This is a genomic window from Burkholderia sp. AU32262 (assembly GCF_020419985.1).
Lineage (GTDB): Bacteria > Pseudomonadota > Gammaproteobacteria > Burkholderiales > Burkholderiaceae > Burkholderia > Burkholderia semiarida.
In genome coordinates, this window is record NZ_JAIZRS010000045.1 from 1 (window position 1) to 26,991 (window position 26,991).

General features: G+C 67.1%; 24 protein-coding genes, 7 tRNA genes and 2 pseudogenes. 25 read left to right on the top strand and 8 right to left on the bottom strand.

Annotation, left to right across the window (positions count from 1 at the left end; translation table 11 throughout):
- Positions 1-94: IS3 family transposase (locus tag LGN10_RS32025; protein WP_143281221.1), on the top strand; the 94-nt coding region annotated here is incomplete at its 5' end.
- Between the two features lie 79 nt (positions 95-173).
- Here LGN10_RS32025 and LGN10_RS32030 read toward each other — a convergent pair.
- Positions 174-473, bottom strand: a complete 300-nt coding sequence (locus LGN10_RS32030) for a DUF4148 domain-containing protein (protein WP_226226134.1) — start codon at positions 471-473, stop codon at positions 174-176.
- A 218-nt stretch (positions 474-691) separates the two neighbouring features.
- Here LGN10_RS32030 and LGN10_RS32035 point away from each other — a divergent pair, with 218 nt between their 5' ends.
- From LGN10_RS32035 to LGN10_RS32075, 9 genes and pseudogenes are all read left to right on the top strand, one after another.
- Positions 692-1,366, top strand: a complete 675-nt coding sequence (locus LGN10_RS32035; protein ID WP_059573726.1) for a response regulator transcription factor — start codon at positions 692-694, stop codon at positions 1,364-1,366.
- Positions 1,367-1,377: 11 nt separating this feature from the next.
- Entirely contained in the window at positions 1,378-2,769 is a 1,392-nt protein-coding gene (locus LGN10_RS32040) for a sensor histidine kinase (RefSeq protein WP_226226135.1), read from the top strand.
- A 19-nt stretch (positions 2,770-2,788) separates the two neighbouring features.
- The gene (locus LGN10_RS32045) at positions 2,789-3,454 is read left to right on the top strand and encodes a response regulator transcription factor (RefSeq protein ID WP_226226136.1); all 666 of its coding nucleotides are present in this window, start codon (positions 2,789-2,791) and stop codon (positions 3,452-3,454) included.
- Between the two features lie 271 nt (positions 3,455-3,725).
- Entirely contained in the window at positions 3,726-4,082 is a 357-nt protein-coding gene (locus LGN10_RS32050; protein ID WP_060310064.1) for a hypothetical protein, read from the top strand.
- 141 nt (positions 4,083-4,223) lie between these two features.
- Entirely contained in the window at positions 4,224-6,098 is a 1,875-nt protein-coding gene (locus LGN10_RS32055; protein WP_059573663.1) for an extracellular solute-binding protein, read from the top strand.
- Positions 6,099-6,149: 51 nt separating this feature from the next.
- A complete protein-coding gene (locus LGN10_RS32060; RefSeq protein WP_059573664.1) occupies positions 6,150-7,193 on the top strand; it encodes a microcin C ABC transporter permease YejB in 1,044 nt (347 codons plus the stop codon).
- A 48-nt stretch (positions 7,194-7,241) separates the two neighbouring features.
- Positions 7,242-8,243 (top strand): annotated as a pseudogene (locus LGN10_RS32065) (ABC transporter permease); the annotation flags it as partial.
- 93 nt (positions 8,244-8,336) lie between these two features.
- On the top strand, positions 8,337-9,959 hold the full coding sequence (locus LGN10_RS32070) for an ABC transporter ATP-binding protein (protein WP_226226141.1): 1,623 nt from the start codon (positions 8,337-8,339) through the stop codon (positions 9,957-9,959).
- Positions 9,960-10,087: 128 nt separating this feature from the next.
- A complete protein-coding gene (locus LGN10_RS32075; protein ID WP_226226137.1) occupies positions 10,088-10,762 on the top strand; it encodes a C40 family peptidase in 675 nt (224 codons plus the stop codon).
- A gap of 154 nt (positions 10,763-10,916) precedes the next feature.
- Here LGN10_RS32075 and LGN10_RS32080 read toward each other — a convergent pair whose 3' ends face one another.
- Positions 10,917-11,834 carry a patatin-like phospholipase family protein gene (locus LGN10_RS32080; RefSeq protein ID WP_060310059.1) on the bottom strand — a complete coding sequence of 306 codons (918 nt, stop codon included), beginning with the start codon at positions 11,832-11,834 and terminating at the stop codon, positions 10,917-10,919.
- 279 nt (positions 11,835-12,113) lie between these two features.
- Here LGN10_RS32080 and gltX point away from each other — a divergent pair, with 279 nt between their 5' ends.
- The 9 genes from gltX to LGN10_RS32125 all read left to right on the top strand — a co-directional run bounded on the left by gltX (position 12,114) and on the right by LGN10_RS32125 (position 15,506).
- A complete protein-coding gene (gltX, locus tag LGN10_RS32085) occupies positions 12,114-13,523 on the top strand; it encodes a glutamate--tRNA ligase (protein WP_060310058.1) in 1,410 nt (469 codons plus the stop codon).
- Positions 13,524-13,650: 127 nt separating this feature from the next.
- Positions 13,651-13,726, top strand: a tRNA-Ala gene (locus tag LGN10_RS32090).
- A 137-nt stretch (positions 13,727-13,863) separates the two neighbouring features.
- Positions 13,864-13,939 (top strand) — tRNA-Glu (locus LGN10_RS32095).
- A 78-nt stretch (positions 13,940-14,017) separates the two neighbouring features.
- Positions 14,018-14,094, top strand: a tRNA-Asp gene (locus tag LGN10_RS32100).
- Between the two features lie 63 nt (positions 14,095-14,157).
- Positions 14,158-14,233, top strand: a tRNA-Glu gene (locus LGN10_RS32105).
- Positions 14,234-14,312: 79 nt separating this feature from the next.
- Positions 14,313-14,389 (top strand) — tRNA-Asp (locus tag LGN10_RS32110).
- A gap of 65 nt (positions 14,390-14,454) precedes the next feature.
- Positions 14,455-14,530: transfer RNA gene (locus LGN10_RS32115), tRNA-Glu, on the top strand.
- A 73-nt stretch (positions 14,531-14,603) separates the two neighbouring features.
- Positions 14,604-14,680: transfer RNA gene (locus tag LGN10_RS32120), tRNA-Asp, on the top strand.
- A gap of 361 nt (positions 14,681-15,041) precedes the next feature.
- Positions 15,042-15,506 carry a GNAT family N-acetyltransferase gene (locus LGN10_RS32125; protein ID WP_059573669.1) on the top strand — a complete coding sequence of 155 codons (465 nt, stop codon included), beginning with the start codon at positions 15,042-15,044 and terminating at the stop codon, positions 15,504-15,506.
- Positions 15,507-15,532: 26 nt separating this feature from the next.
- On the opposite strand, the gene LGN10_RS32130 is transcribed toward LGN10_RS32125, so the two are convergent.
- Positions 15,533-16,414: an AraC family transcriptional regulator gene (locus LGN10_RS32130; protein ID WP_124863711.1), complete on the bottom strand. Its 882-nt coding sequence runs from the start codon at positions 16,412-16,414 to the stop codon at positions 15,533-15,535.
- A 266-nt stretch (positions 16,415-16,680) separates the two neighbouring features.
- Between LGN10_RS32130 and LGN10_RS32135 the strand changes: the two genes are divergently transcribed.
- Positions 16,681-17,097, top strand: a complete 417-nt coding sequence (locus LGN10_RS32135; protein WP_124863709.1) for a gamma-glutamylcyclotransferase — start codon at positions 16,681-16,683, stop codon at positions 17,095-17,097.
- Positions 17,098-17,226: 129 nt separating this feature from the next.
- On the opposite strand, the gene aceB is transcribed toward LGN10_RS32135, so the two are convergent.
- Positions 17,227-18,819 carry a malate synthase A gene (gene aceB, locus LGN10_RS32140; RefSeq protein ID WP_104012033.1) on the bottom strand — a complete coding sequence of 531 codons (1,593 nt, stop codon included), beginning with the start codon at positions 18,817-18,819 and terminating at the stop codon, positions 17,227-17,229.
- A 65-nt stretch (positions 18,820-18,884) separates the two neighbouring features.
- Positions 18,885-19,652 carry a haloacid dehalogenase type II gene (locus LGN10_RS32145; protein WP_059645323.1) on the bottom strand — a complete coding sequence of 256 codons (768 nt, stop codon included), beginning with the start codon at positions 19,650-19,652 and terminating at the stop codon, positions 18,885-18,887.
- Between the two features lie 157 nt (positions 19,653-19,809).
- Between LGN10_RS32145 and LGN10_RS32150 the strand changes: the two genes are divergently transcribed.
- The gene (locus LGN10_RS32150) at positions 19,810-20,715 is read left to right on the top strand and encodes a LysR family transcriptional regulator (RefSeq protein WP_059573672.1); all 906 of its coding nucleotides are present in this window, start codon (positions 19,810-19,812) and stop codon (positions 20,713-20,715) included.
- A gap of 159 nt (positions 20,716-20,874) precedes the next feature.
- A complete protein-coding gene (locus tag LGN10_RS32155; protein WP_226226142.1) occupies positions 20,875-21,309 on the top strand; it encodes a universal stress protein in 435 nt (144 codons plus the stop codon).
- Positions 21,310-21,519: 210 nt separating this feature from the next.
- Here the strand turns inward: LGN10_RS32155 and aceA are convergent, their stop codons facing one another.
- The 3 genes from aceA to LGN10_RS32170 all read right to left on the bottom strand — a co-directional run bounded on the left by aceA (position 21,520) and on the right by LGN10_RS32170 (position 25,387).
- Positions 21,520-22,827, bottom strand: a complete 1,308-nt coding sequence (gene aceA, locus LGN10_RS32160) for an isocitrate lyase (RefSeq protein WP_226226138.1) — start codon at positions 22,825-22,827, stop codon at positions 21,520-21,522.
- A 388-nt stretch (positions 22,828-23,215) separates the two neighbouring features.
- Positions 23,216-24,760 carry a DEAD/DEAH box helicase gene (locus tag LGN10_RS32165; RefSeq protein WP_226226139.1) on the bottom strand — a complete coding sequence of 515 codons (1,545 nt, stop codon included), beginning with the start codon at positions 24,758-24,760 and terminating at the stop codon, positions 23,216-23,218.
- A gap of 357 nt (positions 24,761-25,117) precedes the next feature.
- Positions 25,118-25,387 carry an acyl-CoA-binding protein gene (locus LGN10_RS32170; RefSeq protein WP_011885170.1) on the bottom strand — a complete coding sequence of 90 codons (270 nt, stop codon included), beginning with the start codon at positions 25,385-25,387 and terminating at the stop codon, positions 25,118-25,120.
- Between the two features lie 146 nt (positions 25,388-25,533).
- Between LGN10_RS32170 and tsaB the strand changes: the two genes are divergently transcribed.
- The 3 genes and pseudogenes from tsaB to LGN10_RS32185 all read left to right on the top strand — a co-directional run.
- Positions 25,534-26,301, top strand: a complete 768-nt coding sequence (tsaB, locus tag LGN10_RS32175) for a tRNA (adenosine(37)-N6)-threonylcarbamoyltransferase complex dimerization subunit type 1 TsaB (protein WP_226226140.1) — start codon at positions 25,534-25,536, stop codon at positions 26,299-26,301.
- A complete protein-coding gene (gene rimI / locus LGN10_RS32180; protein WP_059573676.1) occupies positions 26,298-26,798 on the top strand; it encodes a ribosomal protein S18-alanine N-acetyltransferase in 501 nt (166 codons plus the stop codon). The genes tsaB and rimI overlap by 4 nt, the downstream gene beginning before the upstream one ends.
- Positions 26,785-26,991, top strand: a pseudogene (locus LGN10_RS32185) (uracil-DNA glycosylase); the annotation flags it as partial. The gene rimI and the pseudogene LGN10_RS32185, both read left to right, overlap by 14 nt.

The following is a 26,991-nucleotide window of genomic DNA, read 5'->3' on the forward strand; positions in this document are numbered from 1 at the left end:
GCGCTACATCCACTACTACAACCACGAACGCATCAAGCTCAAGTTGAAAGGGCTGAGTCCCGTGCAATACAGGACTCAGCCCTTGGGCGCCTAGCCTTTAACTGTCCAACTTTGCGGGGTCAGTTCAGTGTGCCGCCTTTTTGCTTTCCGGCTGCGTTGCGCCGGCCGTGCGGTCAGTGGTGCGCGCCCGCGTCGGCCGTCAGCGCGTGCGTGCAGTCGGCGCGGTATTCGGCGGCGAGCCGATGCTTCGCATCGGCGAGATCGTCGGGGTAATACGGGCTGGCGTGGGCCGGCTCGTAGCCGACCTGTTCGAGTTCGGTCAGCTCGCGCACGAGGTCCGCGCGCGTGACGCCGCTGCCCGTGTGCACGAACGGGTACGCGGTGCATTGCTGCGGGGTGAGGTGGGGCCCCGCGAACGCGGCGGTGCTGGCGCATGCGAGCAGCATGCAGGCGAGGGTGGTCGACAGTTTCATCCGGTAGCTCCTGGTTTCGCGGCCCGTTGCCGCACGATGTCAGCGTAGACGGCCGCGGTCGCGGGGCAGGCGACGGACGGATGAAACATTTTTCACGCGCGCTTGCCGCGATGCCGGATGAAGCTATTTTCATCTTGCGCCGCACGGCGATCGCGGCGCTTACGATAGTGGCGGGCGCGTGGTATGCGCCCGTCTCGAAGTTCATTGCGAGGGCAACCATGCGAGTACTGACGGTCGAGGACGATGCGGTGACCGCGAACGAAATCGTCGGCGAACTGACCGCACGCGGCTTCGCGGTCGACTGGATCGACAACGGCCGCGAAGGGATGATGCGCGCGATGAGCGCATCGTACGACGCGATCACGCTCGACAGGATGCTGCCGGGCGCGGACGGTCTCGCGATCGTGACCGCGATGCGCACGGTCGGCATCGATACGCCGGTGCTGATGCTGAGCGCGCTCGGCGACGTCGACGAGCGCATTCGCGGGCTGCGCGCGGGCGGCGACGATTACCTGACGAAGCCGTTCGATTCCGGCGAACTGAGCGCGCGCATCGAAGTGCTGCTGCGCCGCCGGCAGGCATCGGGCGTGCCGCAGCAGACGCTGCTGAAGGTCGGCGCGCTCGAGCTCGACCTCATTTCGCGCCGCGCGCGCCGCGGCGCTGACGAGATCGCGCTGCTGCCGACCGAGTTCCGCGTACTCGAATTCATGATGCGCAACGCAGGCCAGACGATCACGCGCACGATGCTGTTCGAGGCCGTGTGGGGCTATCACTTCGATCCCGGCACCAACCTGATCGACGTCCACATGGGCCGGCTGCGCAAGAAGATCGATCCGCCCGGCGCGAACCCGATGATCCAGACGGTACGCGGATCGGGCTACATGCTCGCTTGACGGAGGCTCGGATGGACGCAGCCCGCGCGGCGAACTTCGCGCGCCGCTGGCATACGACGACGTTTCGCTGGCTGTGCGCGTACGCGGCGATCTTCTCGGTCTCGCTGCTGCTGCTCGCGGGCGTGATCAGCGTGGCCGCGACCCACACGATGACGCGCGACACCGACGAGGTGCTCGCGTGGCAACTGATCTATTTCGATTCGATTCCCGATGCGGAACTGCCGCTCGCGATCCATCGGCGGCTCGAGCACGAGCACATGCACACGAATTTCTACGGGCTGTTCGATGCGAGCGGGCGCCGCGTGGCGGGCGACATCACGACACCGCCCGCACTGCGCACCGATCGCCACGGCCGGACGCTGAACCGCACGCTCGTGCTGCTCGACGGCCAATCGTCGCCGATCGCGCGCGCGATGGCCGTGCGCCGCGACAACGGGATGACGCTGGTCGTCGCGCGCGACCTGTCGCATTTCATCCAGATCCGCGACGTCGCGATTCGCGGGCTCGTGATCGGCGGCGTGATGATCCTGATCGCGGGCGTCGCGGGCGGCAGCATGCTCGGCATGCGGCAGATGCGCCGCGTCGCCGCGATCCGGCGCGTCACGCGGCAGATCGCCGAAGGCGATCTCGGCAAGCGGCTGCCGGTGGGCGGCTACGACGAACTCGATCTGCTCGCGCATCTCGTGAACCACATGCTCGACGAAGTCGAGCGGTTGATGGGCGAGGTGCGGCATACCTGCGACGGGATCGCGCACGACCTGCGCACGCCGCTCGCACGCGTGCATACGATGCTGGCGCGGCTCTCGGGCCAGCCGTTCTGCGCACACGATCCCGCGTCGGCGGCGCTGCTGGCGTCGGCGCGTGACGAGACCGACCGCCTGCTCGAACGTTTTCGCGCGATGCTGCGCATCTCCGAGATCGGCACGCTGAGCCGGCGCGGCGGTTTTGCGGCGGTCGACGTCGCGGCCTTGCTGCGCGATGTGTGCGAGCTTTACGAACCGCTGGCCGAGGCCGTCGACGTGTCGTTCGCGCTCGAGGCGGTCGCGGTCGACGGCATCCATGGCGACCGCGCGTTGTTGTTCGAGGCGTTCAGCAATCTCGCGGACAACGCGATCAAGTTCACGCCGCCGGGCGGCCGTGTGCGCGTCGTGCTCCAGGCGACGCCGCACGGTCCGCTCGTCCGGTTCGAGGACACCGGGCCTGGTATCCCGCCCGCCGAGCGCAATGCAGTGCTCGAACGCTTCTATCGCGGCGAACGCACGCGTCATGTGAACGGCTCCGGGCTCGGGTTGAGCGTCGTGTCGGCGGTGATGCGCGTGCACGATTTCGCGCTGCGAATCGGCGATGCGCGGCCGGCCGGTGCGGCGATCACGGTCGAATGCTGGCCGCGCTCGCTCGCGTGACGGCGCAGGAACCCGATCGATGCGCATCCTGCTGATTGCGCCGCCGAACCCGGGCGCGTCGCGGCTCGACAAGGCGTTTCGGGAAAGCATGCACGGCGTCGAGCGCGTCGACGAATGGCGCGATGGCTGTTTTGCGGCGACGCAGGGCCGGTTCGACGCGATCGTGATCGTCGCGACCGATGCCGCCGCGCGCCCGGCGATCCTCGAAGGATTACCGCGGCTCGCCGCGTCGGCCGGCGGCGCGACGATTGCCGCGATCGTCGCCGGCGCCACGCCCGTCCGGCGCGCGCAAATGCTGAAGGCCGGCTGCGACGTATGTCTTGCCCATCCCTGTTCGTTCGTCGAACTGCACGAGCGGTTGCGCGCGCTGTGGCGCCGCGCGGGCGTCGTCGCCACGCGTGAATCGGTTCGACTCGATACGGCCACGCGCGCGCTCGAGGAGCATGGCCGGCGGCTCGCGCTCACCGCGCGGGAATTTCGCGTGGTCGAATGCCTGCTACGTGAAGCGGGGCGGCCGGTCGGCCGCGACGCCGTGCTGCGTTATGCGTGGGACGATGCCGACATCGAACCCGAGACGGTCAATGCGCTGGTCGTGCGGTTACGGCGCAAGCTGGTCGCACACGCGTTCTCCGCCCGGATCGAAACGGTTGCGAGATTCGGTTTCCGGTTCGATACGGGGGGGTGACGGATATCGGCGCTCGGCAAGAAGGGGTTTGACGGGCCCGGTCCGGCCCGCCCGGAGGGCGTGGGGCCGCTTGACGCCGGGCGCGACGCGGGATGAAAGATGTTCAAGGGAAGAAAGAGCGGGGGACGGGGGCGGGCGCCGATTGTTACAAGACGTTAGCGCGGGCTTCCCGTTGCGATGCCGCGCATCAGTTCTTACAAACTTGAAATATGCGGGCGCGGCGCTTGCCGCTATAGTCGAATCACACATGACACAACCAGAAGAGGAATCCATGAAGACTTTGCGTGTTGCCTCGCTCCTGACCGGTATGACGGCCTTGCTCGTGTCGGGCGCAGCAATGGCGGGAGTCAATGTCGGGATCAACGTCGGCGTGCCGGCACCGGTCTACGTCGCGCCCGCGCCCGTGTATGCGCCGCCGCCTCCGCCGCCGGTCGTCTACCAGCCGGCGCCGGTCTATGCGCCGGCGCCCGTGTACGGGCCGGCGCCGGCAATCGTGATCGGCTGGCACGGCGACCGCTACTGGGACGGCCGCCGCTACTGGGGCCGCGACGAATGGTATCGCCACCATGGTCGCGGCTGGGGCGATCGCGGTCACTGGGATCACGGCCGCCACAACGGCTGGCGCTGACGGGCGGCTCGCGCATGCGTGCCGCGTGCGCGACAACTGCTCGCGAAGAAGACCGCCCGCGTCGGCGGTTTTCTTTTGGCTCGACGGATGAATGGGTAGAATCGCTCCACGTTACTACCCTCATTCGACGACAGGGCCTCTATGACGAAGGGTTCGCCCCGGGCCGCCGCCACGCGCGCCCGCTTCGGCGTGCTGCGGGCTGCCGGCCGCGTGGCCGCGGTGCTGGCGCTGCACGCGGCGCTCGCCGCGCCGGCCGCGCACGCGGCCTATGCGATTGCGCAGTACGGCGAGCCGAAGTATCCGCCGGGCTTCAAGCATTTCGACTACGTGAATCCCGACGCGCCGAAGGGCGGCACGCTGGTGCTGGCGAACCCGAACCGGCTGACGTCGTTCGACAAGTTCAATCCGTTCACGATGCGCGGCAACGCCGCGCCCGGCATCGACATGCTGTTCGAGAGCCTCACGACGGGCAGCTCCGACGAACCGGCGTCCGCATACGGGCTGTTGGCCGACGACATCGACGTCGCGCCGGACCGCCGTTCGGTCACGTTCCACCTGAATCCGCGCGCACGCTTCTCGAACGGCGATCGCGTGAGCGCCGACGACGTCAAGTTTTCGTTCGATACGCTGAAGAGCAAGCAGGCCGCGCCGCAGTTCGGCGCGTATTTCGCGGAGATCGCGAAAGCCGTGGTCGTCGATCCGGCGACCGTGCGTTTCGAGTTCCGCAGCGCGAATCGCGAGCTCCCGCTGATCGCCGGCGGCGTGCCGGTGTTCTCGCGCAAGTGGGGATTGCGCGCGGACGGCTCGCGCATCCCGTTCGACCAGCTCGCGTTCGAGCAGCCGATCGGCAGCGGCCCGTACGTGATCGACCATTACGACAACGGCCGCACGATCACCTACCGGCGCAACCCCGCGTACTGGGGCGCCGACCTGCCGGTGCGGGTCGGCACCCACAACTTCGAGCGGATCGTCTACAAGCTGTACGGCGACGGCGTCGCGCGGCTGGAGGCGTTCAAGGCCGGCGAATACGACGTGCTCGTCGAGTACATCGCGCGCAACTGGGCGCGGCGCGACGTCGGCAAGCGCTTCGACAGCGGCGAACTGATCAAGCGCGAATTCCGCCAGCATAACGGCGCCGGCATGCAGGGCTTCTTCATGAACCTGCGCCGGCCGCTGTTCCGCGATGTGCGCGTGCGCCAGGCGCTCGACCTCGCGTTCGACTTCGAATGGCTGAACCGCCAGCTGTTCTACAGCGCGTACACGCGCCTCAACAGTTATTTCGCCGATACCGACCTGCAGGCGACCGGTACGCCTGGCGAAGGCGAGCTGAAGCTGCTGGAGCCGCTGCGCGCGCAGCTCGATCCGGCCGTGTTCGGCCCGATGGTCACGCAGCCGGACACGAACCCGCCGGGCTCGCTGCGCGCGAACCTGCTGAAGGCGCGTGCGCTGCTCGCGCAGGCCGGCTGGACCTATCGCGACGGTGCGCTGCGCAATGCGAAGGGCGAGCCGTTCGCGTTCGAGATCCTCGACGACGCGGGCGGCGCGATGGAGGGCATCGTGACGGCCTACCAGCGCAACCTGGCGAAGCTCGGCATCGACGTGCGGTTTCGCACGGCCGATTACGCGCTGCTGCAAAAGCGCCTCGATGCGTTCGACTACGACATGACGACGATCCGCCTGCCGGGCGTGCAGGTGCCGGGCGCCGAGCAGTACTCGCGTTACGCGAGCAAGTTCGCCGACGAGCCGGGTTCCGACAACTTCATCGGGCTGAAATCGCCGGCCGTCGACGCGCTGCTGCACGCGCTCGGCGCCGCGCAGACGCGCGAGGAGCTGCTCGACGCGACGCACGCGCTCGACCGCGTGCTGATGCACGGCTACTACGCGGTCCCGCAGTGGTACAGCACGACGCACCGCATCGCGTACAAGCGCACGCTCGCCTATCCGCAGACGCTGCCGCTGTACTATTCGGCCGAGGGCTGGGTCGTGTCGACCTGGTGGGCGAAGCCCGATCACTGACCCGCGCCGGCCCTTCGTCCAACCCACCACCCGATCACGAGTCGACGCCCTATGTGGAGCTACATCCTCAAACGCCTGCTGCTGATGATCCCGACGCTCGTCGGCGTGCTGACGCTCACGTTCGCGGTGATCCAGTTCGTGCCGGGCGGCCCGGTCGAGCAGGCCGTGCAGGAGTTGCGCAAGGGCGCGACGGAGCAGGGCGCGACGCCGTTCGGGATGCGTGCGCACACCGGCGTCGACGCGCAGCAGCTCGCGCAACTGAAGGCGCTGTACGGCTTCGACAAGCCGCCGCTCGAACGCTACTGGCTGATGCTGAAGCGCTTCGCGCGCTTCGATCTGGGCGACAGCTACTTCCGCCACCAGAGCGTGTGGGCGTTGGTCGTGCAGAAGCTGCCCGTGTCGATCAGCATCGGGCTGTGGACGTTCTTCCTCACGTACCTGATCTCGGTGCCGCTCGGCATCGCGAAGGCCGTGCGCAACGGTTCGCCGTTCGACGTCGCGACGAGCCTCGTCGTGCTCGTCGGGTACGCGATTCCGGGCTTCGTGCTCGGCGTGCTGCTGCTCGTGCTGTTCGGCGGCGGCTCGTTCTGGCAGCTCTTTCCGCTGCGCGGCCTCACGTCGGACAACTTCGCGCAGCTGTCGCTCGCCGGCAAGGTGCTCGACTACCTGTGGCACATCGCGCTGCCGATCACCGCGTCGGTCGTCGGCAGTTTCGCGGTCGTCACGATGCTCACGAAGAACGCGTTCCTCGACCAGATCCGCCGGCAATACGTGCTGACCGCGCGCGCGAAGGGGCTCTCCGAGCGCAGCGTGCTGTGGAAGCACGTGTTCCGCAACGCGATGCTGCCGCTGATCGTCGGCTTCCCGGCCGCGTTCATCGGCGCGTTCTTCACCGGCAGCCTGCTGATCGAGACGCTGTTCTCGCTGGACGGCCTCGGGCTGCTGTCTTACGAGTCGGTCGTGCGGCGCGATTACCCGGTCGTGCTCGGCACGCTGTACCTGTTCACGCTGATCGGGCTCGCGACCAAGCTGATCTCCGATCTTTGCTATGTGTGGGTCGATCCGCGCATTCAATTCGACAACCTGGAGCGCTGACATGAAACGAGCCGTTCGCATGCCCGGCGTCATCGGGCGAGGCGCGCGATGAACCGGGCCGTCGCATCCCCCCGCATCGATGCCGCGCGCGCGCGCGTGTCGCCGTCGCCCGCGCGCCGCGTGTGGCAGCGCTTCAGGCAGCAGCGCCTCGGCTACTGGAGCTTCGTGATCTTCGTCGTGGCCTTTGCCGCGAGCCTTGCGGCGCCGCTGTGGTCGAACGACAAGCCGCTCGTCGTGCGCTACGACGGCCAGACCTATTTCCCGATGTTCCATGCGTACCCGGAGACGACCTTCGGCGGCGATTTCCCGACGCCGGCCGACTATCTCGATCCGTATGTGCGCAAGCGGCTCGAGGCGCCCGGCAACTTCGTCGTCTATCCGCCGAACCGCTATTACTACGATACGCTGAACTACTTCTCGAACGTGCCGAACCCGGCGCCGCCGTCGCGCGAGAACTGGCTCGGCACCGATGCGCAGGGCCGCGACCTGCTCGCGCGGCTCGTGTACGGGTTCCGCATCTCGGTCGAGTTCGGGCTGATCCTGACCGTGATCGGCACGCTGCTCGGGATCGCCGCGGGTGCGGTGCAGGGCTTCTTCGGCGGGCGCATCGACATCGTCGGGCAGCGGCTGATCGAGATCTGGAGCTCGCTGCCCGAGCTGTACCTGCTGATCATCTTCGCGTCGATCTTCGAGCCGAGCTTCCTGCTGCTGATCGTGCTGCTGTCGCTGTTCGGCTGGATCGGGCTCGCCGACTACGTGCGCGCGGAATTCCTGCGCAACCGCACGCAGGACTACGTGCGCGCGGCCCGCGCGATGGGGCTGACGAACTGGCAGATCATCTGGCGCCACGTGCTGCCGAACAGTCTGACGCCGGTGATCACGTTCCTGCCGTTCCGGATGAGCGGCTCGATCCTCGCGCTCACCAGCCTCGATTTCCTCGGCCTCGGCGTGCCGCCGCCGACGCCGAGCCTGGGCGAGCTGCTCGCGCAGGGCAAGGGCAATCTCGATGCGTGGTGGATCTCGCTGTCGACGTTCGGCGTGCTGGTCGCGACGCTGCTGCTGCTGACCTTCATGGGCGATGCGCTGCGCAACGCGCTCGACACGCGGATCGCCGATTCGGTGCGCGCCGCGGGGGGGCCAGCGATGAGCGAGTCGACCGTATCGACGCAACACGAGCCGCTGCTGTCGCTCGAGCGTCTGCACGTCCGTTTCGGCGGCACGGTCGCGGTGGACGACGTGACGCTCACGATCGGGCGCGGCGAGCGCGTCGCGCTCGTCGGCGAGTCGGGGTCCGGCAAGAGCGTGACCGCGCTGTCGATCCTGCGGTTGCTGCGCGACGCCGAGGTCACGGGCGCGATCCGCTTCGCGGGGCAGGATCTGGCGGCCAGGAGCGAGCGCGAGATGCGCGGGCTGCGCGGCTCGGACATCGCGATGATCTTCCAGGAGCCGATGACGGCGCTCAATCCGCTGTATACGATCGGCGTGCAGATCGGCGAGACGATCGTGCTGCACGACGGCGTATCGGCCGTGGAGGCGCGCAAGCGGGCGATCGCGCTGCTCGCGCGCACCGGCATCGCGGAGCCGGACAAGCGCGTCGACAGCTACCCGCACCAGTTGTCGGGCGGCCAGCGGCAGCGCGCGATGATCGCGATGGCGCTCGCGTGCCGGCCGCGCCTGCTGCTCGCCGACGAGCCGACCACCGCGCTCGACGTGACGATCCGCGCGCAGATCGTCGATCTGCTGCTGGAACTGCAGCGCGAGGAAGCGGAAAAGCGCGGGATGGCGATCCTGCTGATCACGCACGACCTGAATCTCGTGCGGCACTTCGCGCAGCGCGTCGCGGTGATGGAGCACGGCCGGCTGGTCGAGAGCGGGCCCGTCGAGCGGATCTTCGCGGCGCCCGAGCATCCGTATACGCAGCGGCTGCTGAACAGCCGGCCGCAGCGGGCGGTCACGCCGGTGATGCCGATCGCGCCCGTCGTGCTCGACGCGCACCACGTGAGCGTGCAGTTCGCGCGCAAGCGGCCGGGCTTCGCGGGCTGGTTCGGCACGGTGCCGGTGACGGCCGTGGCCGACGTGTCGGTGTCGGTGCGGCAGGGCGAAACGCTCGGGATCGTCGGCGAATCGGGATCGGGGAAGTCGACGCTCGCGATGGCGCTGCTCGGGCTGCAGAAGACGGCCGGCGGCGAGATCGAATTCCAGGGGCGCGCGCTGTCGACCTATCGCGGCCGCGAGCAGACCGCGCTGCGCTCGAACATGCAGGTGGTCTTTCAGGATCCGTTCAGTTCGCTTTCGCCGCGTCACACGATCGAGCGGATCGTCGGCGAGGGGCTCGAGCTGCACCGCCCGGACATGACGCCCGACGCGCGCCGCGCGAAATCGCTCGCGGTGCTGCGCGAAGTCGGCCTCGACCGCACGGTGCTGCACCGTTATCCGCACGAATTCTCGGGCGGCCAGCGCCAGCGGATCGCGATCGCGCGCGCGCTGGTGCTGGAGCCGCGCATCCTGATCCTCGACGAGCCGACCTCGGCGCTCGACGTGTCGATCCAGCAGCAGGTGCTGAAGCTGCTCGCGAATTTGCAACAGAAATACAACCTCGGCTACGTCTTCATCAGCCACGACCTGGAGGTGATCGGCGCGATGGCGCACCGCGTCGCGGTGATGCAGGACGGCGCCGTCGTCGAGTCGGGGGAGGTGGCCGACGTCTTCGCGAGACCGTCACATCCTTACACACAAAAGCTGTTGAAAGCGGTCTGGAAAGCGTGATAGGCGTCCAATGGTCTGACCATCTCGATTGTATTTTTTAATTTGTTTTGACAAACGATTACGCGCTGGCTAGTATCGACCGAAATTTTCCGCCAATCAGCTGATTTTTAAGCACATTCCATCGACCAATGCAGCATCGATCCCTGACCCAGGCATGCGCGCGCACCATCGCCGGGCTATTCATCGGCGCCCTGTTCGCAGCAGCTCCCGGCGCGTTCGCCGACGAAGTCAGCAGTTTTAACCAGAATGTCACCAATTCGACTCAGATCGGGTCGAGTTCCTCCCTCCAGCAGACCAGCGCGCAGCCGTCCAGCGGCGGCGCGAAGTCGTTCCTTGCCGGCATGGCGGGCAAGGCAGGCGACGTGGTGGTCGGCGCGCTGAACATGATCGGCGTGAGGTATCGCTGGGGCGGCAACTCGCCGGATTCGGGCCTCGACTGCAGCGGTTTCGTGCGCTACGTGTTCCAGGACACGCTCGGCATGTCGCTGCCGCGTCGCGCGGAAGAGATGAGCCGTGTCGGCGAGAAGGTGAGCATGAGCAACCTGAAGCCGGGCGATCTCGTGTTCTTCAACACGATGCGCCGCACGTTCTCGCACGTCGGCATCTACATCGGCGACAACAAGTTCGTGCATTCGCCGTCGACGGGCAGCACCGTCCGCGTCGACGATCTCGACAGCGGCTATTGGGAAAAGCGTTTCACCGGCGCGCGCCGGATCGAATCGGAATTCCCGATGAAGCCCGAAGACCTGCGTCAGCGCGTGCGCGCGACGCTCGGCGACGATTCGGCGAACGGCAGCAACTGACGTTGGCCGGTCGGTCAGGCCGGACAATAAAAAACCCTGTCACCGGAAGGCGGCAGGGTTTTTTGTTTTGAGGCCGGCGCGGACGACGGACGAGGCGGAAATCGTTCCGTCGGCCACCGGCAGGCGCGTGTGCCGCGGCCTCCCGCCCATCGTGTTATGCGGCGGCAGTCACGCCACGCGCCGCCGCGAGCTTGCGCTGCAGTTCCGGCATGATGCGCGCGACTGCTTCCTCGCCCGCGAGGATCGCCGCGTTGCGCTGGTTGAAGTCGCTGCCGCCCATCGCCGCGAGGTTCGGGCGAATCACGACGTCCGCGTACTTGTCGAGTTCGTAGGTCTTGATCGTCTGGCCCATGATCGTGAAGGTCTGCAGCAGCATCTCGATCGGGTTGTTGGTCGCCGCGCCGTCGGGCCGGGCCGAGATGTCGACCGCGATCACGAAGCTCGCGCCCATCTTGCGCGCGAACGATGCGGGCACCGGGCTCACGAGGCCGCCGTCCACATATTCGCGGCTGCCGATCTTCACCGGCTCGAACACCGACGGCACGCTGCACGACGCGCGCACCGCGAGCCCCGTGTTGCCTTGCTGGAACAGGATCGGCTGGCCGCTCTGGAGGTCCGTCGCGACGATGCCGAGCGGCTTCGCCATCTTCTCGATCGGCCGGTTGTTGAGCGTCTTGTTCAGGAAATTCTGCAGCGCCACGCCTTGCAGCAGGCCGCGCGAGCGGAACGGCAACGCCCAGTCGCTGATCGACGCCTGGTCCATGTCGAGGGCGATCTTGTTGATCTGCAGCGCGTTCATGCCCGACGCGTAGAGCGCGCCGACCACCGAGCCCGCGCTCGTCCCGGCGACGATCTCGATCGGGATGCCGCGCGCCTCGAGCGCCTTCAGCACGCCGATGTGCGAGAAGCCGCGCGCGGCGCCGCCGCCGAGCGCGATGCCGATCTTCACCGGCTTCTCCTGCGGCAATGCCGTGCCGGGGCGGGACTTGTCGCCGAAGGACGTACAGGCGGCGAGGCTGGCGGACGCGCACGCGATCGTGAAGTGGCGGCGCGACAGGCGAGGGGACGACATCGAATGGTTCTCCGGCGGCTTGGCGCGGCGGGTCGTGCGGCCCGCGGCTGCGATGGTTTCCGAGGCCGCGCGGCGGGTTCCGTGCGGCCGGCGCGGCGCCGGCTGGCGGCCGCGGCGCGCACATCATAAAGCAAGCGGCGCGCTTGGCGCGATGTCCGGCGCGAGTATAATTCCGGCTTCTTTCCCGTTCCGGGCGTCGCCGGCTCCGTTGCTGTCCACGCTGCCGCCACCGTCCCGCGTCGAATCATTCATGCGCCCCAGGCGTTCGAGTTACCGTTTATGACCCGTCCTGTCCGTACCCGCTTCGCGCCGAGTCCCACCGGCTTCATCCACCTCGGCAACATCCGCTCCGCACTCTATCCGTGGGCGTTCGCCCGCAAGATGAAAGGCACGTTCGTGCTGCGCATCGAGGATACCGACGTCGAGCGCTCGTCGCAGGAAGCGGTCGATGCGATCCTCGAAGGGATGCAATGGCTCGGGCTGGATTTCGACGAAGGTCCGATCTACCAGATGCAGCGGATGGACCGCTATCGCGAAGTGCTCGCGCAGATGCTCGAGAAGGGCCTCGCGTATCCGTGCTACATGTCGGCCGAGGAACTCGACGCGCTGCGCGAACGCCAGCGCGAGGCCGGCCTGAAGCCGCGCTACGACGGTACGTGGCGTCCGGAGCCCGGCAAGGTGCTGCCGGAGCCGCCGGCCGGCGTGAAGCCGGTGCTGCGCTTTCGCAATCCGCTGACGGGTACGGTCGTGTGGGACGACGCGGTGAAGGGGCGTGTGGAGATCTCGAACGAGGAACTCGACGACCTCGTGATCGCGCGCCCGGACGGCACGCCGATCTACAACTTCTGCGTGGTGGTGGACGACATGGACATGGGCATCACGCACGTGATCCGTGGCGACGACCACGTGAACAACACGCCGCGCCAGATCAACATCCTGAAGGCGCTCGGCGGCGAGCCGCCCGTCTATGCGCACCTGCCGACCGTGCTGAACGAGCAGGGCGAGAAGATGAGCAAGCGGCATGGCGCGATGAGCGTGATGGCGTACCGCGATGCGGGCTTCCTGCCTGAAGCCGTGGTCAACTATCTCGCGCGTCTCGGCTGGTCGCACGGCGATGCGGAGATCTTCTCGCGCGAGCAGTTCGTCGAATGGTTCGATCTCGAGCATCTCGGCAAGTCGCCCGCGCAGTACGACCACAGCAAGCTGAGCTGGCTGAACGCGCACTACATCAAGGAAGCCGACAACGCACGCCTTGCGGAACTCGCGAAGCCGTTTCTCGACGCGCTCGGCATCGACGACGCGGCGATCGCGACGGGCCCGGCGCTCGATGCGGTGGTCGGCCTAATGAAGGACCGTGCGACGACGGTCAAGGAGATCGCGGAAGGCGCGACGATGTTCTACCGTGTGCCGGCGCCCGACGCGGACGCGCTCGCGCAGCACGTGACCGATGCGGTACGGCCGGCGCTGGCCGATCTCGTCGCCGCGCTGAAGGCGGCCGAGTGGACGAAGGAGGCGGTGTCCGCCGCGCTGAAGGCGACGCTCGCCGCGCACAAGCTGAAGATGCCGCAGCTCGCGATGCCGGTGCGTCTGCTGGTGGCGGGCACGACGCATACGCCGTCGATCGACGCGGTGCTCGTGCTGTTCGGGCGCGACGTCGTGGTGTCGCGCATCGAGGCCGCGCTGGCCTGAGTTCGTGCGTCATTGAAGCTGTCTGCGCGTGAGCGCGCGGCAGCTTCGCAAAAAATTTCGCACGAATCGCAAAAAGGGTATTTACAAGATCAAAGTAGGTCCATATAATCTCATTTCTGTTCTGCAAGGGGGTATAGCTCAGCTGGGAGAGCGCTTGCATGGCATGCAAGAGGTCAGCGGTTCGATCCCGCTTACCTCCACCATCAGAACAAACCGAATTGATTGGCGAAGCAGCGGTAGTAATAAATGCTTCACAAAATGATTCAAAGCAGTTAGAATTCCGGCCTTCGCTGTTGACTGGAAGTAAATAGCGAAAGTCAGACAAATCTGAAAAGATTTTGTCCCCTTCGTCTAGAGGCCTAGGACATCACCCTTTCACGGTGAGTACAGGGGTTCGAATCCCCTAGGGGACGCCAAATTCAGCGGCGTTTCGTAGAAGTGTCGCGAGGCTTGCAGGAACGTAACCGACGTCCTGCAGGTTGGGTAAGAAAGCTGGAGCGGTAGTTCAGTCGGTTAGAATACCGGCCTGTCACGCCGGGGGTCGCGGGTTCGAGTCCCGTCCGCTCCGCCAGAACGAAGCCCGTTCAAGACGTTTTTGAGCGGGCTTTTGTATTAAAGATGTAAGCAGTACGTTGTCCCCTTCGTCTAGAGGCCTAGGACATCACCCTTTCACGGTGAGTACAGGGGTTCGAATCCCCTAGGGGACGCCAGATTCAGCGGCGTTTCATGGAAGTGTCGCAACGCGTGCAGGAACGTGACGAGATCCTGCAGGCGGTAGTGCAGAAAGCTGGAGCGGTAGTTCAGTTGGTTAGAATACCGGCCTGTCACGCCGGGGGTCGCGGGTTCGAGCCCCGTCCGCTCCGCCAGAACGAAGCCCGTTCAAAAGCGTTTTTTGAACGGGCTTTCTCGTTAAGGATGTAAGCAGTACGTTGTCCCCTTCGTCTAGAGGCCTAGGACATCACCCTTTCACGGTGAGTACAGGGGTTCGAATCCCCTAGGGGACGCCAGATTTCGGCGTCGTTCGAACAAACGACGCGCCGGCAGGAGGTAACCGACGCCTGCCAGGCAAGCAGCAAGACTGGAGCGGTAGTTCAGTCGGTTAGAATACCGGCCTGTCACGCCGGGGGTCGCGGGTTCGAGTCCCGTCCGCTCCGCCAAACAAACAACAATGCCCGCCTCGTGCGGGCATTGTTGTTTGTGCGTTGTGGTTTTGCGCCCGCTGGCGGGCGCGTGACTGCGGAGCGGAGGAAGCCGCCTGCGCGCCTTCCGGCGGGACTCGAAGGGCTGCGCGTGCACGCGCAGCCGCGGCCTGCAGGATGTGGGCGAGTCCCGTCCGCTCCGCCAAAAAATGAAGAAGCCCGCCTCGTGCGGGCTTTTTCATTTGCATAGTCGCTTGCGCCTTCCGCTCATGCCTCACCCCGCATGCTGCATCGAGCACCGCGCCCCTACGAGAAATTCGCGATTGCATCCGTACGCGACTGCGCTATCGTGGCGGGATGCGTTTCCGACTCCTGCGCGATGCTCGATCCGACCGACCTGCGACTCCTGTATCAGCTCCGGCCCGCGGAGCCCGATGATTTTCCGTATGCCGAAGCGTTGACGCACGGCAACATGGGCGGCTACTACAAGCGCCATGGGCTCGTATGGCGCAGCGACCTGTTCTATGCGAGCTGGCGCGAATCCGAAAACTTCATCCTCGAGGCCGACGGCGAGCGCATCGGCGTGCTGCGCGTGACCGAGGAGGGCGATTCGCTGCATATTCGCGACGTGCAGATCGCGGCCGGCCATCGCGGGCAGGGCGCCGGCACCTACATGCTCGAGATGTCGCATCGCTGGGCACGTGCGCGCGGGCTGCACGAACTGCAGTTGCGCGTGTTCGTCGACAACCCTGCCGCGCGTTTGTACCTGCGCATGGGCTACCAGGTGACCGGGCCGCGGCTCGCGCAACTCGGCTCGATCCGCCACATGGTGCGGCCGGTCTGACGGCCCGGCGCGCCGGCGCGCGAGGATCAGCGCACCGTGTCGATCGCGCCGTCGCCGTCCCGCGCGTCGTCGTCCGCGCCGCGGCCTTCCGGGCCTCGATGTTCGTAGCCGCGCAGCATGAACGCACGCGGGCTTTCGCCGAATGCCCGGCGGAACATGGCCGAGAACGCGCTCTGGCTCTGGTAGCCGAGTTCGCGCGCGATATGCGACAGCGGGCGCCCCTGGTTCAGCAGCGGGATCGCCCGCGCGAGCAGCGCCTGCTGACGCCACTGCGAAAAGCTCACCCCGAGTTCCTGCTTGAAGAGCCGCGAGATCGTGCGCGTGCTCGCGCCGACCTCGCTCGCCCAGTGTTCGAGCGATTCCGCATGCGCGGGGTGCGCGAGTACCGATTCGCACAGAAGACGCAGCCGTTTCTCGTCGGGCATCGGCACTGCGAGCGGCAACGGTTCGGCATGACTCAGTTCGTCGAGCACGAGCCCGCACAGCAGGTGCTCGCGCGCGGTGCTCAGCTCGCGCGCGTCGAGTGCGACGATCAGTTCGCGCAGCAGCCCCGTCACCTCGACGACGCGGCACGCATCGAGGCCGCCCGGCACGATCGATTCGTCGATGTACAGCGTGCGCAAGTAGGCCTCTTCGACGATCGTGACTTCGTGCGTCACGTGCGGCGGCACCCAGATCGCGCGGGACGGCGGCACCATCCAGGTCGTGCCGGTCGTCGCCACGCGCAGCACGCCGCGCGATGCGTATGCGAGTTGCGCCCACGCATGCGTGTGCAGCGGAATGCGGTGGCCGGCATCGACCCGCCGTGCGCGCACGCGCATCGGATGAACGGCGGTCGGCGCGAATTCCGGCGGGATGTCGATGACGTCGTACGGGTTCGATACGTCGGCTGGAGCGGGCGGATTCATGAACGGTTCGGGCGGCGCGGCGGCGATGCCGTCATTTTAGAAGGCGCAGCGCGTGCGCATGCGGTGGTTTGTCGGGTCATCATGCCGGGTTCAAATGAACTTTGTGTGGGCATCGGCGAATCCGGAGCGGCGCCGCAGCCGCGCGCGCCGACCGTTCGAACCATCGGGCCGGTATCGCGGTCTATCGATGCGTGCGCCAGATCGCGCCCATCGCGCACCGATCGCACGCAAACACGGCAACACACGAATTGAAGAGGAGAACCACGATGCGCCACGTATTCGTCTATGGCACCTTGAGAGCCGGACAGGCCAACGACATCGGCCATGCGGCCGCCCGCCACGGCATCGCCGCGCCGACGCTGCTGGGCGCGGCCGCGCTGCCGGGTGAGCTGTACGATTTCGGCACGTATCCGGGCATGATTGCCGGGACGGCCGGCAAGTCGCTGGTGTGGGGCGACGTCTACGAGGTCGACGAGCGGCTCGTCCCGGTGCTCGACGAAATCGAGCGCGTCTATCCGGGCGTCGACTCGCTGTTCAAGCCGGAGGAGGTAACGGTCGAGCTCGGCGGCCGGCAGTATGCCTGCCTGTATTATCCGGTCGCCGCGCACGCGGCAGCCGGGCGCCCGCGCATCACGTCGGGCGACTGGGTCCAGCACCGGCGCGAGCAGGAAGCCGCCGCCTGAGCGTGCCTGCCGGCGGCGGCTGGCATCGCCGCAAAAAGGAAGCGCCCCGCGGGGCGCTTCTTTCATGCCGTCCTCCATGCGGCCGGCGGTGCGGCGTGGGGCCGGCCGCCGATCGCAACGGACGTGCCGTCAGATTTCCTCGTACAGCGGCAGCGTCAGGAATTCGGTGAAGCCTTCCGACGTCGACATCTGCTCGAAGATCGCCGCGGCGCGTTCGTACGGCTGCGTGTTACCGCCGACCGCGCGCTTCACGTTGTCGAGCTCGATCTTCGCGAATTCGCGCACGAGCTCGGCCGTGACCTTGCGGCCGTCGTCGAGCACGCCCTTCGGCGAGCGGATCCATTGCCACACCTGCGAGCGGGAAATCTCGGCCGTCGCCGCGTCTTCCATCAGGTTGTGGATCGGCACGCAGCCGTTGCCGTCGAGCCACGCGCCGAGGTAGTGGATCCCGACGTTGATGTTGTTGCGCAGGCCGGCTTCGGTGATCGGCGCTTCCGGCTGGAAGTCGAGCAGGTTTTTCGCTTCGACCTGCACGTCGTCGCGCTGCTTCGCGATCTGGTTCGGCTTGTCGCCGAGCACCTTGACGAATTCCTCCATCGCGATCGGCACGAGGCCCGGGTGCGCGACCCAGCCGCCGTCGTAGCCGTCGGTCGCGTCGCGCTGCTTGTCCGAGCGCACGCCGCCCATCGCCTTGTCGTTCGCTTCCGGATCGTTCTTGATCGGAATCAGCGCGCTCATCCCGCCGATCGCCGGCGCGTTGCGCTTGTGGCAGGTCTTCAGCAGCAGCAGCGCGTATGCACGCATGAACGGCACCGTCATCGTGATCTTCGAACGGTCGGCCAGGCAGAAGTCGCGGTCGTTCTTGAACTTCTTGATCGCCGAGAAGATGTAGTCCCAGCGGCCGGCGTTCAGGCCCGAGCTGTGCTCGCGCAGCTCGTACAGGATCTCGTCCATCTCGAACGCGGCGAGGATCGTCTCGATCAGCACCGTCGCGCGAATCGTGCCGCGCGGCACGCCGACCGCTTCCTGCGCGGCGACGAAGATGTCGTTCCACAGGCGCGCCTCGAGATGGCTTTCCATCTTCGGCAGGTAGAAGTACGGGCCCGAGCCGCGCGCGAGCAGTTCCTTCGCGTTGTGGAACAGGAACAGCGCGAAATCGAAGATGCCGCCGGACACGCGCTGGCCGTCGACCGTCACGTGCTTCTCGTCGAGGTGCCAGCCGCGCGGGCGCACGATCAGCGTCGCGACCTTGTCGTTCAGCTTGTACGACTTGCCGTTCTGTTCGAGCGAGATCGTGCGGCGCACCGCGTCCTTCAGGTTGATCTGGCCGTCGATCTGGTTCGTCCAGCTCGGCGCGTTCGAATCCTCGAAGTCCGTCATGTACGAATCGGCGCCCGAGTTCAGCGCGTTGATGATCATCTTGCGCTCGACGGGGCCCGTGATCTCGACGCGGCGGCATTGCAGGTCGGCCGGCAGCGGCGCGACCTTCCAGTCGCCTTCGCGGATCGCCTTCGTCTCGGCGAGGAAATCAGGGCGTTCGCCCGCGTCGAGGCGCTTCGTGCGCTCGACGCGGGCCTGCAACAGCGCCTGGCGACGCGATTCGAACGCGCGGTGCAGCGCCGCGACGAGTGCCAGCGCGTCGGGCGTCAGGATCGCTTCGTAACCCGGCTTGATTTCGCCGGTGATCGTCATGCCTTGCGGCAGCGTGATCGGGGTGCTCATGAGTCTCATCTCCTTGGTCGGTCAGTTGCGGTTTCGGTGAAGGGGGAAGGCGGCATCCGCGAGCGTCATGCACCCGGGCCGGGGCGCGTGCGGTTCGCGGGTCTGCCGGACGGAGCCGGGGCGGGTGTGGCGAGGAAGGCGAGCAGGTCTGCCATGCCGGTGCCGGTGCCGTCGGGCGGCGCGCCGAGTTCCTCGGCGGGCGCGCCCGTGCGGTTGAGCCAGAACGTCGTGTAGCCGAACCAGGTCGCGCCGGCGACGTCCCATGCGTTCGACGACACGAACACGATGTCGCGCGGGTTCGCCCCGAACGCGGCGGTGCCGAGCGCATAGGCGGCCGGGCTCGGCTTGTACGCGCGCACGGTGTCGGCCGACAGCACGCGATCGAACAGGCCGGACATGCCCGCGCTCTTGATCGCGATGTCGAGCATCTGCGGGGTGCCGTTCGACAGGATCGCGAGCGGCGGGCGCGGGTCGAGCGCGCGCAGCTTGCGCAGCGCGGGCACCGTATCGGGATAGGTGGACAGGCACGCGTATTCGTCCATCAGCCGCTTCTCGGCCGCGCCGTTCAGCGCGAGCCCGAGCCGGCGCGCGGCGAACCGCAGCGCATCGAGCGTGATGTCCCGGAACGGGCGGTAGTGCGCGCCGGCCGGATCGGCGAGCGTGCGCAGCTGCGAGTATTCGATCTGCTTGCGTCGCCACAGCTGCGACAACCGTTCCCCGTGTCCGGGGAACATCTGCTCTGCCGCGGCCAGCACGGCACGCACGTCGAACAACGTGCCGAATGCGTCGAAGAGAATGGCGTCGGGAGAGGAGAGTGTCGTTGTGGCCGACATAGCCTTGCGCTCCAGTTTCAGAGGTCGGGTCGATTGTATTCGTGATAGAAGATGCTAAAAAATACGCTAAACATCACTTGATCTTTTACTTTCATATACCTAATCTGAGCGGCTCAAGCTATTTGAAGGGCGGTGATGCCGTCCTCTCGCGAGCGTCATGGACCGGTTCAAACAGATCGAAACGTTCGCCGCGGTCGCGGCAAAAGGCAGCCTGTCGGCGGCCGCGCATGCGGAAGGGGTCGCGCCGGCGATCATCGGCCGCCGCCTCGACGCGCTCGAGGAGCGGCTCGGCGTCAAGCTCCTGGTGCGCACGACGCGCAAGCTCACGCTGACGTTCGAGGGTTCGGCGTTCCTCGAGGATTGCCAGCGCATCATCAACGACATGCAGAACGCGGAAGCGAGCGTGTCCGCCGGCGGCGTGAAGGCCAGCGGCCACCTGCGCATTTCCGCGCCAGCCGGCTTCGGCCGCCGGCACGTCGCGCCGCTCGTGCCCGAATTCAGCGTCGGGCACCCGGACGTGTCGGTCACGCTCGACCTGTCCGACCGGATGGTCGATCTCGTCAACGAAGGATTCGATTGCGCGGTGCGGCTCGGCGAGCTGCCCGACTCGTCGCTGGTGTCGCTGAAGCTCGGCGAGAATCGCCGCGTGTGCGTCGCGTCTCCCGCATATCTCGAGCGGCGCGGCATGCCGGTCACACTCGCGGAACTGGCGCGGCACAACTGCCTCGCGCTCGCGGCGAACGCGAACCAGCAGCGCGGCTGGACGTTCCAGGAGGACGGCAAGGTCGTGTCGATCCGCGTGAACGGCACGATGGAATGCTCGGACGGCGCGGTGCTGCACGAGTGGTGCCTCGCCGGCCATGGCCTGGCGTGGCGCTCGTGGTGGGAAGTCGGCGAGGACATCGCGGCCGGCCGGCTCGTCAGCGTGCTCGATGCATTCGCCGCGCCGCCGATCGGCATCCATGCGGTGTTTCCGCAGCGCCGGCATCTGCCGTTGCGCGTGCGCCTGTTTCTCGATTACCTGAAGCATACGTACGAGCGGCCCGGCTATTGGGGCGGGTAGGCGACGCGCGCCCGCGTGTTTCCGATATGAGGGCGAACCCGCTGGCGGCGCGGCGTGCGCGGTTTCGCGCACTACAATCGTAAGAGGCATGCGCGCCGTGTCGCGGCCGGCTCGGCCGGCGCCGCGGCGCGTGGCGTGCAATCGACGAAGGAGGGCGCGATGTTCCGGCACATCCTCGTTCCAACCGACGGTTCCGAACTGTCGCAAAAGGCGATCGACGGTGCGATCGACCTGGCTCGCGCGGTCGGCGCGCGCGTGACGGCCTACGCGTGCCTGCCGCAATACCCGTACTCGCCGTTTTCCGAAGTGATCATCGAGCCGCCCGCGGATTTCCGCGCGCGCAGCGAGCGCGAGGCGCGTGCGCATCTCGACGAGGTGGAAGCGGCCGCGAAGGCGGCCGGGGTCGCGTGCGACACGTGGACGAGCGTGCATCCGTCGCCGTATCTCGGCATCATCGAGGCGGCCGAACGCGGCGGGTGCGACGTGATCTTCATGGCGTCCCACGGACGCCGCGGGCTCGGCAGCCTGCTGATCGGCAGCGAGACGCAGCGCGTGCTGACCGATACGAAAATTCCGGTGATCGTCTATCGGTAGGGCAGCGCCGGCCTTGGCCGGGCGGCTGCACCGCGGAAAAAGGGCGCGCCGGACCAAGCCGGCGCGCATCGTTGCTGGCGGCCTGCAGGCCGCGCGGCCGGTCGCGCGATGGGAGTCGCGCGCCTGCCGTCTCCTCCCTGATTGTTGTTCCGGTGGCCGACGCCGCGGCGTCGCGAGACGCGGCGGGCATCGGCGTAGCGCCTGCGTGCGTTACGCGACCTTCTTGCCGTCGAAGAACTGTTCGTCCTCGGTCGACCCGTGCAGCGCGGTCGTCGACGCTTCCCGTTCGACAGTCTGCGTGACCGCGTCGAAGTAGCCCGTACCGACCTCGCGCTGATGCTTGACGGCCGTGAAGCCCTTGTCGGCGGCCGCGAACTCGGCCTGCTGCAGTTCGACGAACGCGCTCATCTGCGTGCGGGCATAGCCGTGCGCGAGGTTGAACATCGAGTAGTTCAGCGCATGGAAGCCGGCCAGCGTGATGAACTGGAACTTGTAGCCCATCGCGCCGAGTTCCTTCTGGAACTTCGCGATCGTCGCGTCGTCGAGGTTCTTCTTCCAGTTGAACGACGGCGAGCAGTTGTACGACAGCAGCTTGCCCGGGAACTGCTTGTGGATCGCTTCCGCGAACTTCTTCGCGTACTCGAGATCCGGCTTGCCCGTTTCGCACCAGATCAGGTCCGCGTACGGCGCATACGCGAGGCCGCGCGAGACCGCCTGCTCGAGGCCCGGCTTCGTGCGGAAGAAGCCTTCCACCGTGCGCTCGCCCGTCAGGAACGGCTTGTCGTTGTCGTCGACGTCGGACGTGATCAGGTCGGCCGCTTCCGCGTCGGTTCGGGCGATCAGCACGGTCGGCGTGCCCATCACGTCGGCCGCGAGACGCGCGGCCGACAGCTTCGCCACGGCTTCGCGCGTCGGCACGAGCACCTTGCCGCCCATGTGGCCGCACTTCTTCACCGACGCGAGCTGGTCCTCGAAGTGAACGCCCGAAGCGCCTGCCTCGATCATCGCCTTCATCAGCTCGAACGCGTTGAGCACGCCGCCGAAACCGGCTTCCGCATCGGCGACGATCGGCGCGAAGAAGTCGACGTAGCCTTCGTCGCCCGGGTTCCTGCCTTCCGACCACTGGATCTGGTCGGCGCGCGTCAGCGTGTTGTTGATGCGCTTCACGACGAGCGGCACCGAGTTCGCCGGATACAGCGACTGGTCCGGGTACATTTCGCCCGCGACGTTGGCGTCGCCGGCCACTTGCCAGCCGGACAGGTAGATGGCCTTCAGGCCGGCCTTCACCTGCTGCATGGCCTGGTTGCCGGTCAGCGCGCCGAGTGCGTTGACGAACGGCTCGTTGTTGACGAGGCTCCACAGTTTTTCCGCACCGCGCTTGGCCAGCGTGTGCTCGATCGGGACCGAGCCGCGCAGGCGGACCACGTCCTCAGCCAAGTAGCTGCGCTTGATGCCCTTCCAGCGCGGATCGGTTTCCCATTGCTGTTGCAGTTCCTGTGCCTGTTGCTGACGCGACATGATGAGCTCCTTGATGCGATGTATGCCTGCCGAATCTGACGGTGATGCTGTTCGCGAAGCGGGGAAGCAATGCGTTCCGTTTCGCGAGGTCTTGTATAAGAGTCTAGGCAAATCGACGGGAGTGAAACAGGGGCCGGTTCGTGACGCGCGTAATTTTTTAATTGTTTTGAATCAATGGCTTGCGCGCGTAGTTTCGAGATGAGAAATGCATTTTCCTATCCTGCAATCGCCTGGGTTGTGCCGTGCAGCATGATTTTTTACGACACAAAAATTTTTTTCGTATTGTGAAATATGCGGAAGGGGCGAAAAAAACCGGCGCGGATGCGCCGGTCGGCTGGGATGGGCGGGTTGCCGATCCACTGGGCGGCCGACGGCCGCCCGTGTGTGCTTACGATGCCGAATTGCTGCGGCGCGGGCCGCCGCTGCGCTGGCCGTCGCGACGCGGGCCGCCGTCGCGGCTGCCGCCGGGCTTGCCGCTCCAGCCGCCGCCATTGCCGCCGCCGTAGCTGCGGCCGTTGCCGCTGCCGCCATAACCGCCGCCCGGCTTGCCGCCGAAACGACGACCGCCGTTACCGCCGCCCGGACGGCCGCGGCCGCCGGTGCCGCCGTTACGCGGGGGCGCCTTGCGCGGCTCGAAGCCTTCGATCACGTTGACCGGCAGCGGCGAGCGCACGAAGCGCTCGATGCGCTTGAGCGCGCCTTGCTCGGCGTGATGCACGAGGCTCACCGCGATACCCGAACGGCCTGCGCGGCCGGTACGGCCGATACGGTGCACGTAGTCTTCCGCGAACTTCGGCAGGTCGTAGTTGAACACGTGCGTGATACCCGGGATGTCGATGCCGCGTGCCGCGACGTCGGTGGCCACCAGCACGCGCACGCGGCGCTCGCGCAGCGCACGGATCGTGCGGTTGCGCGCGCCCTGCGGCAGGTCGCCGTGCAGCGCGGCCGATTCGAAGCCTGCGTCGGCGAGACGGCCGGCGAGCTGGTCGGCGTCGATCTTGGTCGCCGTGAAGATGATCGCCTGGTCGAGCGCGTCGTCGCGCAGCAGGTGATCGAGCAGGCGATCCTTGTGATCGCGGTCGTCGACGTAGTGGACGGTCTGCGCGATGTTCGCGCGCGATTCGAGGCGCTGCTGGATCTCGATGCGTTCCGGATCCTTCAGCAGGCGGCTCGTCAGCGAACCGATCTTGCCGTCGAGCGTGGCCGAGAACAGCATCGTCTGGCGCGATTCCGGCGTGGCGGCGACGATCGTTTCGATGTCTTCGATGAAGCCCATGTCGAGCATGCGGTCGGCTTCGTCGAGCACCAGCATCTTCAGTTCCGACAGGTCGATGCGGCCGCGCTCGAGGTGGTCGAGCAGGCGGCCCGGCGTGGCAACCAGGATTTCCGGGTTCTTCGCGAGCAGCATCAGCTGCTGGCCATAGGCGACGCCGCCGAGGATGCTGACCGTGCGCAGGCGCTTCAGGTGCTTGCCGTACGTCGACGCGGCCGTCGTGACCTGCATCGCGAGTTCGCGGGTCGGCGTCAGCACGAGCAGGCCCGGGCGCGCGACGGGTTGCGGGCGGCGCGCGCGGCGATCGCCCTGGTTCGGTTCACGCGGCGCGCGCGGTTGCTGCGCCTGCGTCTTCTGGAGCTGCGCGAAACGTTCGATCGCGGGCAGCATGAATGCGGCCGTCTTGCCCGAACCGGTCGGGCTCGACACCAGCAGGTCGCGGCCGGCGATGCCGGCCGGAATCGCGCGCTGCTGGACCGGCGTCGGCTTCACGTAGCCGGCGGCCTGCAGCGCGGAGACGATCTCCGGCGACAGCCCGAGCGACGCGAAGCTCGGCTCGTCCGACGCCGGTTCGACCGCGGCCGGTGCGGCGGCGGCGTCGAGACCGAGCGCCTGGTCGGCGATCGCGTTGAGCGGGCTGGTGTTGATGCTCGAAGTCATAACAATCCTTGAAACACAGTGGGTGAAACGTCGGCGCCAATCGCGCATACCCAAGTCGTCGGATTCAGCGAGCAAATCGGGAAACGGGTGCAATCCGCCGAACCGTCGGCGGATGAGGCATTAGAAGCTGTTTTGGGTGCGGCGCGCTTCAGGAGCGGGGCCGCCAGCCTAGTTGACGACCGCAAGGGTCGAAGCAGGAGGGGACAGGTTCTAAACCGGATTGGAGCTTAACGCTACGAGGCGTCGGGCCGGAACGGCTTGCGAGCCGAGCGCGGGAGATGACGCAGGCAGCATTATAAAGAAATTTGCTGCGCTGCGCCACTGATTTGATTGCCTATTGCGATGACCGTGATTCGGTCAGGACGCCGTGCCGTTTTTCAGCGATTCGACGAGTTCGACGTACTGTTGCTTCGCCGCGTCCTGCGACGTGCCCTTCAGGGCTTCCCAGGCATCGTACTTGTATTTGCCGACGATGTCGGTGAAGCCGGGCTTGTCGCCGTGCGCATCGCCGTCGGTCGCCTGCTTGAAGAGCGCATACAGGCGCAGCAGGGTCAGGTTGCCCGGCCGTTCGGTCAGTTGCTTGACGTCGATCTGGGCCTGGTCGAATTGCGCGGTGAGGTCGCTCATCGGGTGTCTCCGTAAGGGTTTCAGGTCGGCCGATCTTAACAAGCGGACCGCCGCGCGGGGTCGAGCGATCCTTCCAAACCGCGGGCGACGCCGCACGCGTGACAGATCGGGCCCGATCGCCCGTGGGAGCGGGGCGGCGCATTACAATGTCGCCCATGACGCAAACAGTGCTCCTCGCCATCGATACGTCGACCGAATACTGCTCGGTCGCGTTGCTGCGCTCGGCCCACGCCGATGACGCCGTTTCCCCCCCGCAAACCTGGGTCCGTCACGAGCTGACGGGTGCCGTGTCGAGCACGCGCGTGCTGCCGGCGATCCAGGAACTCTTCGCCGAATCCGGGCTGACGCTCGCCGACTGCGACGCGATCGCGTTCGGCGCGGGCCCGGGCTCGTTCACGGGCCTGCGGACCGCGACGGGCATTGCCCAGGGCCTCGCGTTCGGCGCCGGGCTGCCGGTCGTGCCGATCGGCACGCTGCTCGCGTGCGCCGAATATGCGCGGCTGCGTACGCCTGGTACGACCCGCGTGCTCGCCGCGCTCGACGCGCGGATGGACGAAGCCTACTGGGCGGATTTCGAATGGGACGCCGCCGCCGGCGACTGGCGCACGCGGCATCCGGCGTCGCTCGACGCACCGGGCGCCGTCGGCGTGCCCGACGCGCCGTTCACGCTCGCCGGCAATGCGGCCGCGGCGTTCGGCGCGCAATTGCCGGCCGCCGCGCGGGCAGCCTCGATCGACGGCGATGCGTTGCCGCATGCGCTGGCGGTCGCGCATGCCGCGCTGCGCGCGTTTCGCGCCGGGCGCGCGGTGCCGGCCGACCAGGCCGCGCCTGAGTACGTGCGCGACAAGGTCGCGCAGACGACGGCCGAGCGCGTCGCGGCACGAGCGGCACAGACGGGCGGGGCGAAGGGATGACGGGCGTCCTGCTGAGCGACCGCTATCTGGCGCCGATGACGGACGCCGATCTCGACGAGGTCGTCGCGATCGAGCACGTCGCGTACGAATTTCCGTGGAGCCGCGGCAACTTCGAGGATTCGTTGCGCAACGGCTATCTGGGCGTGTGCCTGCGGCACGTGACGGGGTCGCTCGTCGGCTATTGCGTGCTGATGCCCGTGATCGACGAGATGCATCTGCTGAACCTGTGCGTCGCGCCGGCCGCGCAGCACGCGGGCGCGGGCCTCGCGCTGCTGCGCGAGGCGGTGCGCATTTCGCGCGCGGAGGGGCTCGACGGCGTGCTGCTCGAAGTGCGGCCGACCAATTCGCGCGCGATTCATCTGTACGAGCGCTTCGGCTTCGTGACGATCGGCCGGCGCAAGAATTACTATCCGGCGAAGCATCGCAGCCGGGAGGACGCGATCGTGATGCGTCTGACGCTGAACAAGGACGAGGGGGACACGCATGGCGTGGGCTGAAGCGGCGCTCGAGGAACTGGGTCTCGCGCAAATCTGGGTGCGGCGCGGGCAGCGCGCGGACGAAGGCGCGGCCGCCGACGCGCCGGTCGTCGTACAGGCCGCGACGGCCGACGATGGTCACGCCGTCGCGGCCGAGCGGCCGGTGCGCGCCGCGCGGGCGCCGGTGCGCGCCGCGCGGGCGCCGGTGCGGGAC

Coding starts and splice junctions, on each gene's coding strand:
- aceA (WP_226226138.1), bottom strand. CDS start 22,827: ATGTCGCGTCAGCAACAGGCACAGGAACTGCAACAGCAATGGGAAACC.
- LGN10_RS32075 (WP_226226137.1), top strand. CDS start 10,088: ATGCAGCATCGATCCCTGACCCAGGCATGCGCGCGCACCATCGCCGGG.
- gltX (WP_060310058.1), top strand. CDS start 12,114: ATGACCCGTCCTGTCCGTACCCGCTTCGCGCCGAGTCCCACCGGCTTC.
- LGN10_RS32145 (WP_059645323.1), bottom strand. CDS start 19,652: ATGTCGGCCACAACGACACTCTCCTCTCCCGACGCCATTCTCTTCGAC.
- LGN10_RS32050 (WP_060310064.1), top strand. CDS start 3,726: ATGAAGACTTTGCGTGTTGCCTCGCTCCTGACCGGTATGACGGCCTTG.
- LGN10_RS32035 (WP_059573726.1), top strand. CDS start 692: ATGCGAGTACTGACGGTCGAGGACGATGCGGTGACCGCGAACGAAATC.
- LGN10_RS32045 (WP_226226136.1), top strand. CDS start 2,789: ATGCGCATCCTGCTGATTGCGCCGCCGAACCCGGGCGCGTCGCGGCTC.
- LGN10_RS32080 (WP_060310059.1), bottom strand. CDS start 11,834: ATGTCGTCCCCTCGCCTGTCGCGCCGCCACTTCACGATCGCGTGCGCG.
- LGN10_RS32055 (WP_059573663.1), top strand. CDS start 4,224: ATGACGAAGGGTTCGCCCCGGGCCGCCGCCACGCGCGCCCGCTTCGGC.
- LGN10_RS32070 (WP_226226141.1), top strand. CDS start 8,337: ATGAGCGAGTCGACCGTATCGACGCAACACGAGCCGCTGCTGTCGCTC.
- LGN10_RS32125 (WP_059573669.1), top strand. CDS start 15,042: ATGCTCGATCCGACCGACCTGCGACTCCTGTATCAGCTCCGGCCCGCG.
- LGN10_RS32150 (WP_059573672.1), top strand. CDS start 19,810: ATGGACCGGTTCAAACAGATCGAAACGTTCGCCGCGGTCGCGGCAAAA.
- LGN10_RS32155 (WP_226226142.1), top strand. CDS start 20,875: ATGTTCCGGCACATCCTCGTTCCAACCGACGGTTCCGAACTGTCGCAA.
- LGN10_RS32165 (WP_226226139.1), bottom strand. CDS start 24,760: ATGACTTCGAGCATCAACACCAGCCCGCTCAACGCGATCGCCGACCAG.
- rimI (WP_059573676.1), top strand. CDS start 26,298: ATGACGGGCGTCCTGCTGAGCGACCGCTATCTGGCGCCGATGACGGAC.
- LGN10_RS32060 (WP_059573664.1), top strand. CDS start 6,150: ATGTGGAGCTACATCCTCAAACGCCTGCTGCTGATGATCCCGACGCTC.
- LGN10_RS32130 (WP_124863711.1), bottom strand. CDS start 16,414: ATGAATCCGCCCGCTCCAGCCGACGTATCGAACCCGTACGACGTCATC.
- aceB (WP_104012033.1), bottom strand. CDS start 18,819: ATGAGCACCCCGATCACGCTGCCGCAAGGCATGACGATCACCGGCGAA.
- LGN10_RS32030 (WP_226226134.1), bottom strand. CDS start 473: ATGAAACTGTCGACCACCCTCGCCTGCATGCTGCTCGCATGCGCCAGC.
- LGN10_RS32040 (WP_226226135.1), top strand. CDS start 1,378: ATGGACGCAGCCCGCGCGGCGAACTTCGCGCGCCGCTGGCATACGACG.
- LGN10_RS32135 (WP_124863709.1), top strand. CDS start 16,681: ATGCGCCACGTATTCGTCTATGGCACCTTGAGAGCCGGACAGGCCAAC.
- LGN10_RS32170 (WP_011885170.1), bottom strand. CDS start 25,387: ATGAGCGACCTCACCGCGCAATTCGACCAGGCCCAGATCGACGTCAAG.
- tsaB (WP_226226140.1), top strand. CDS start 25,534: ATGTCGCCCATGACGCAAACAGTGCTCCTCGCCATCGATACGTCGACC.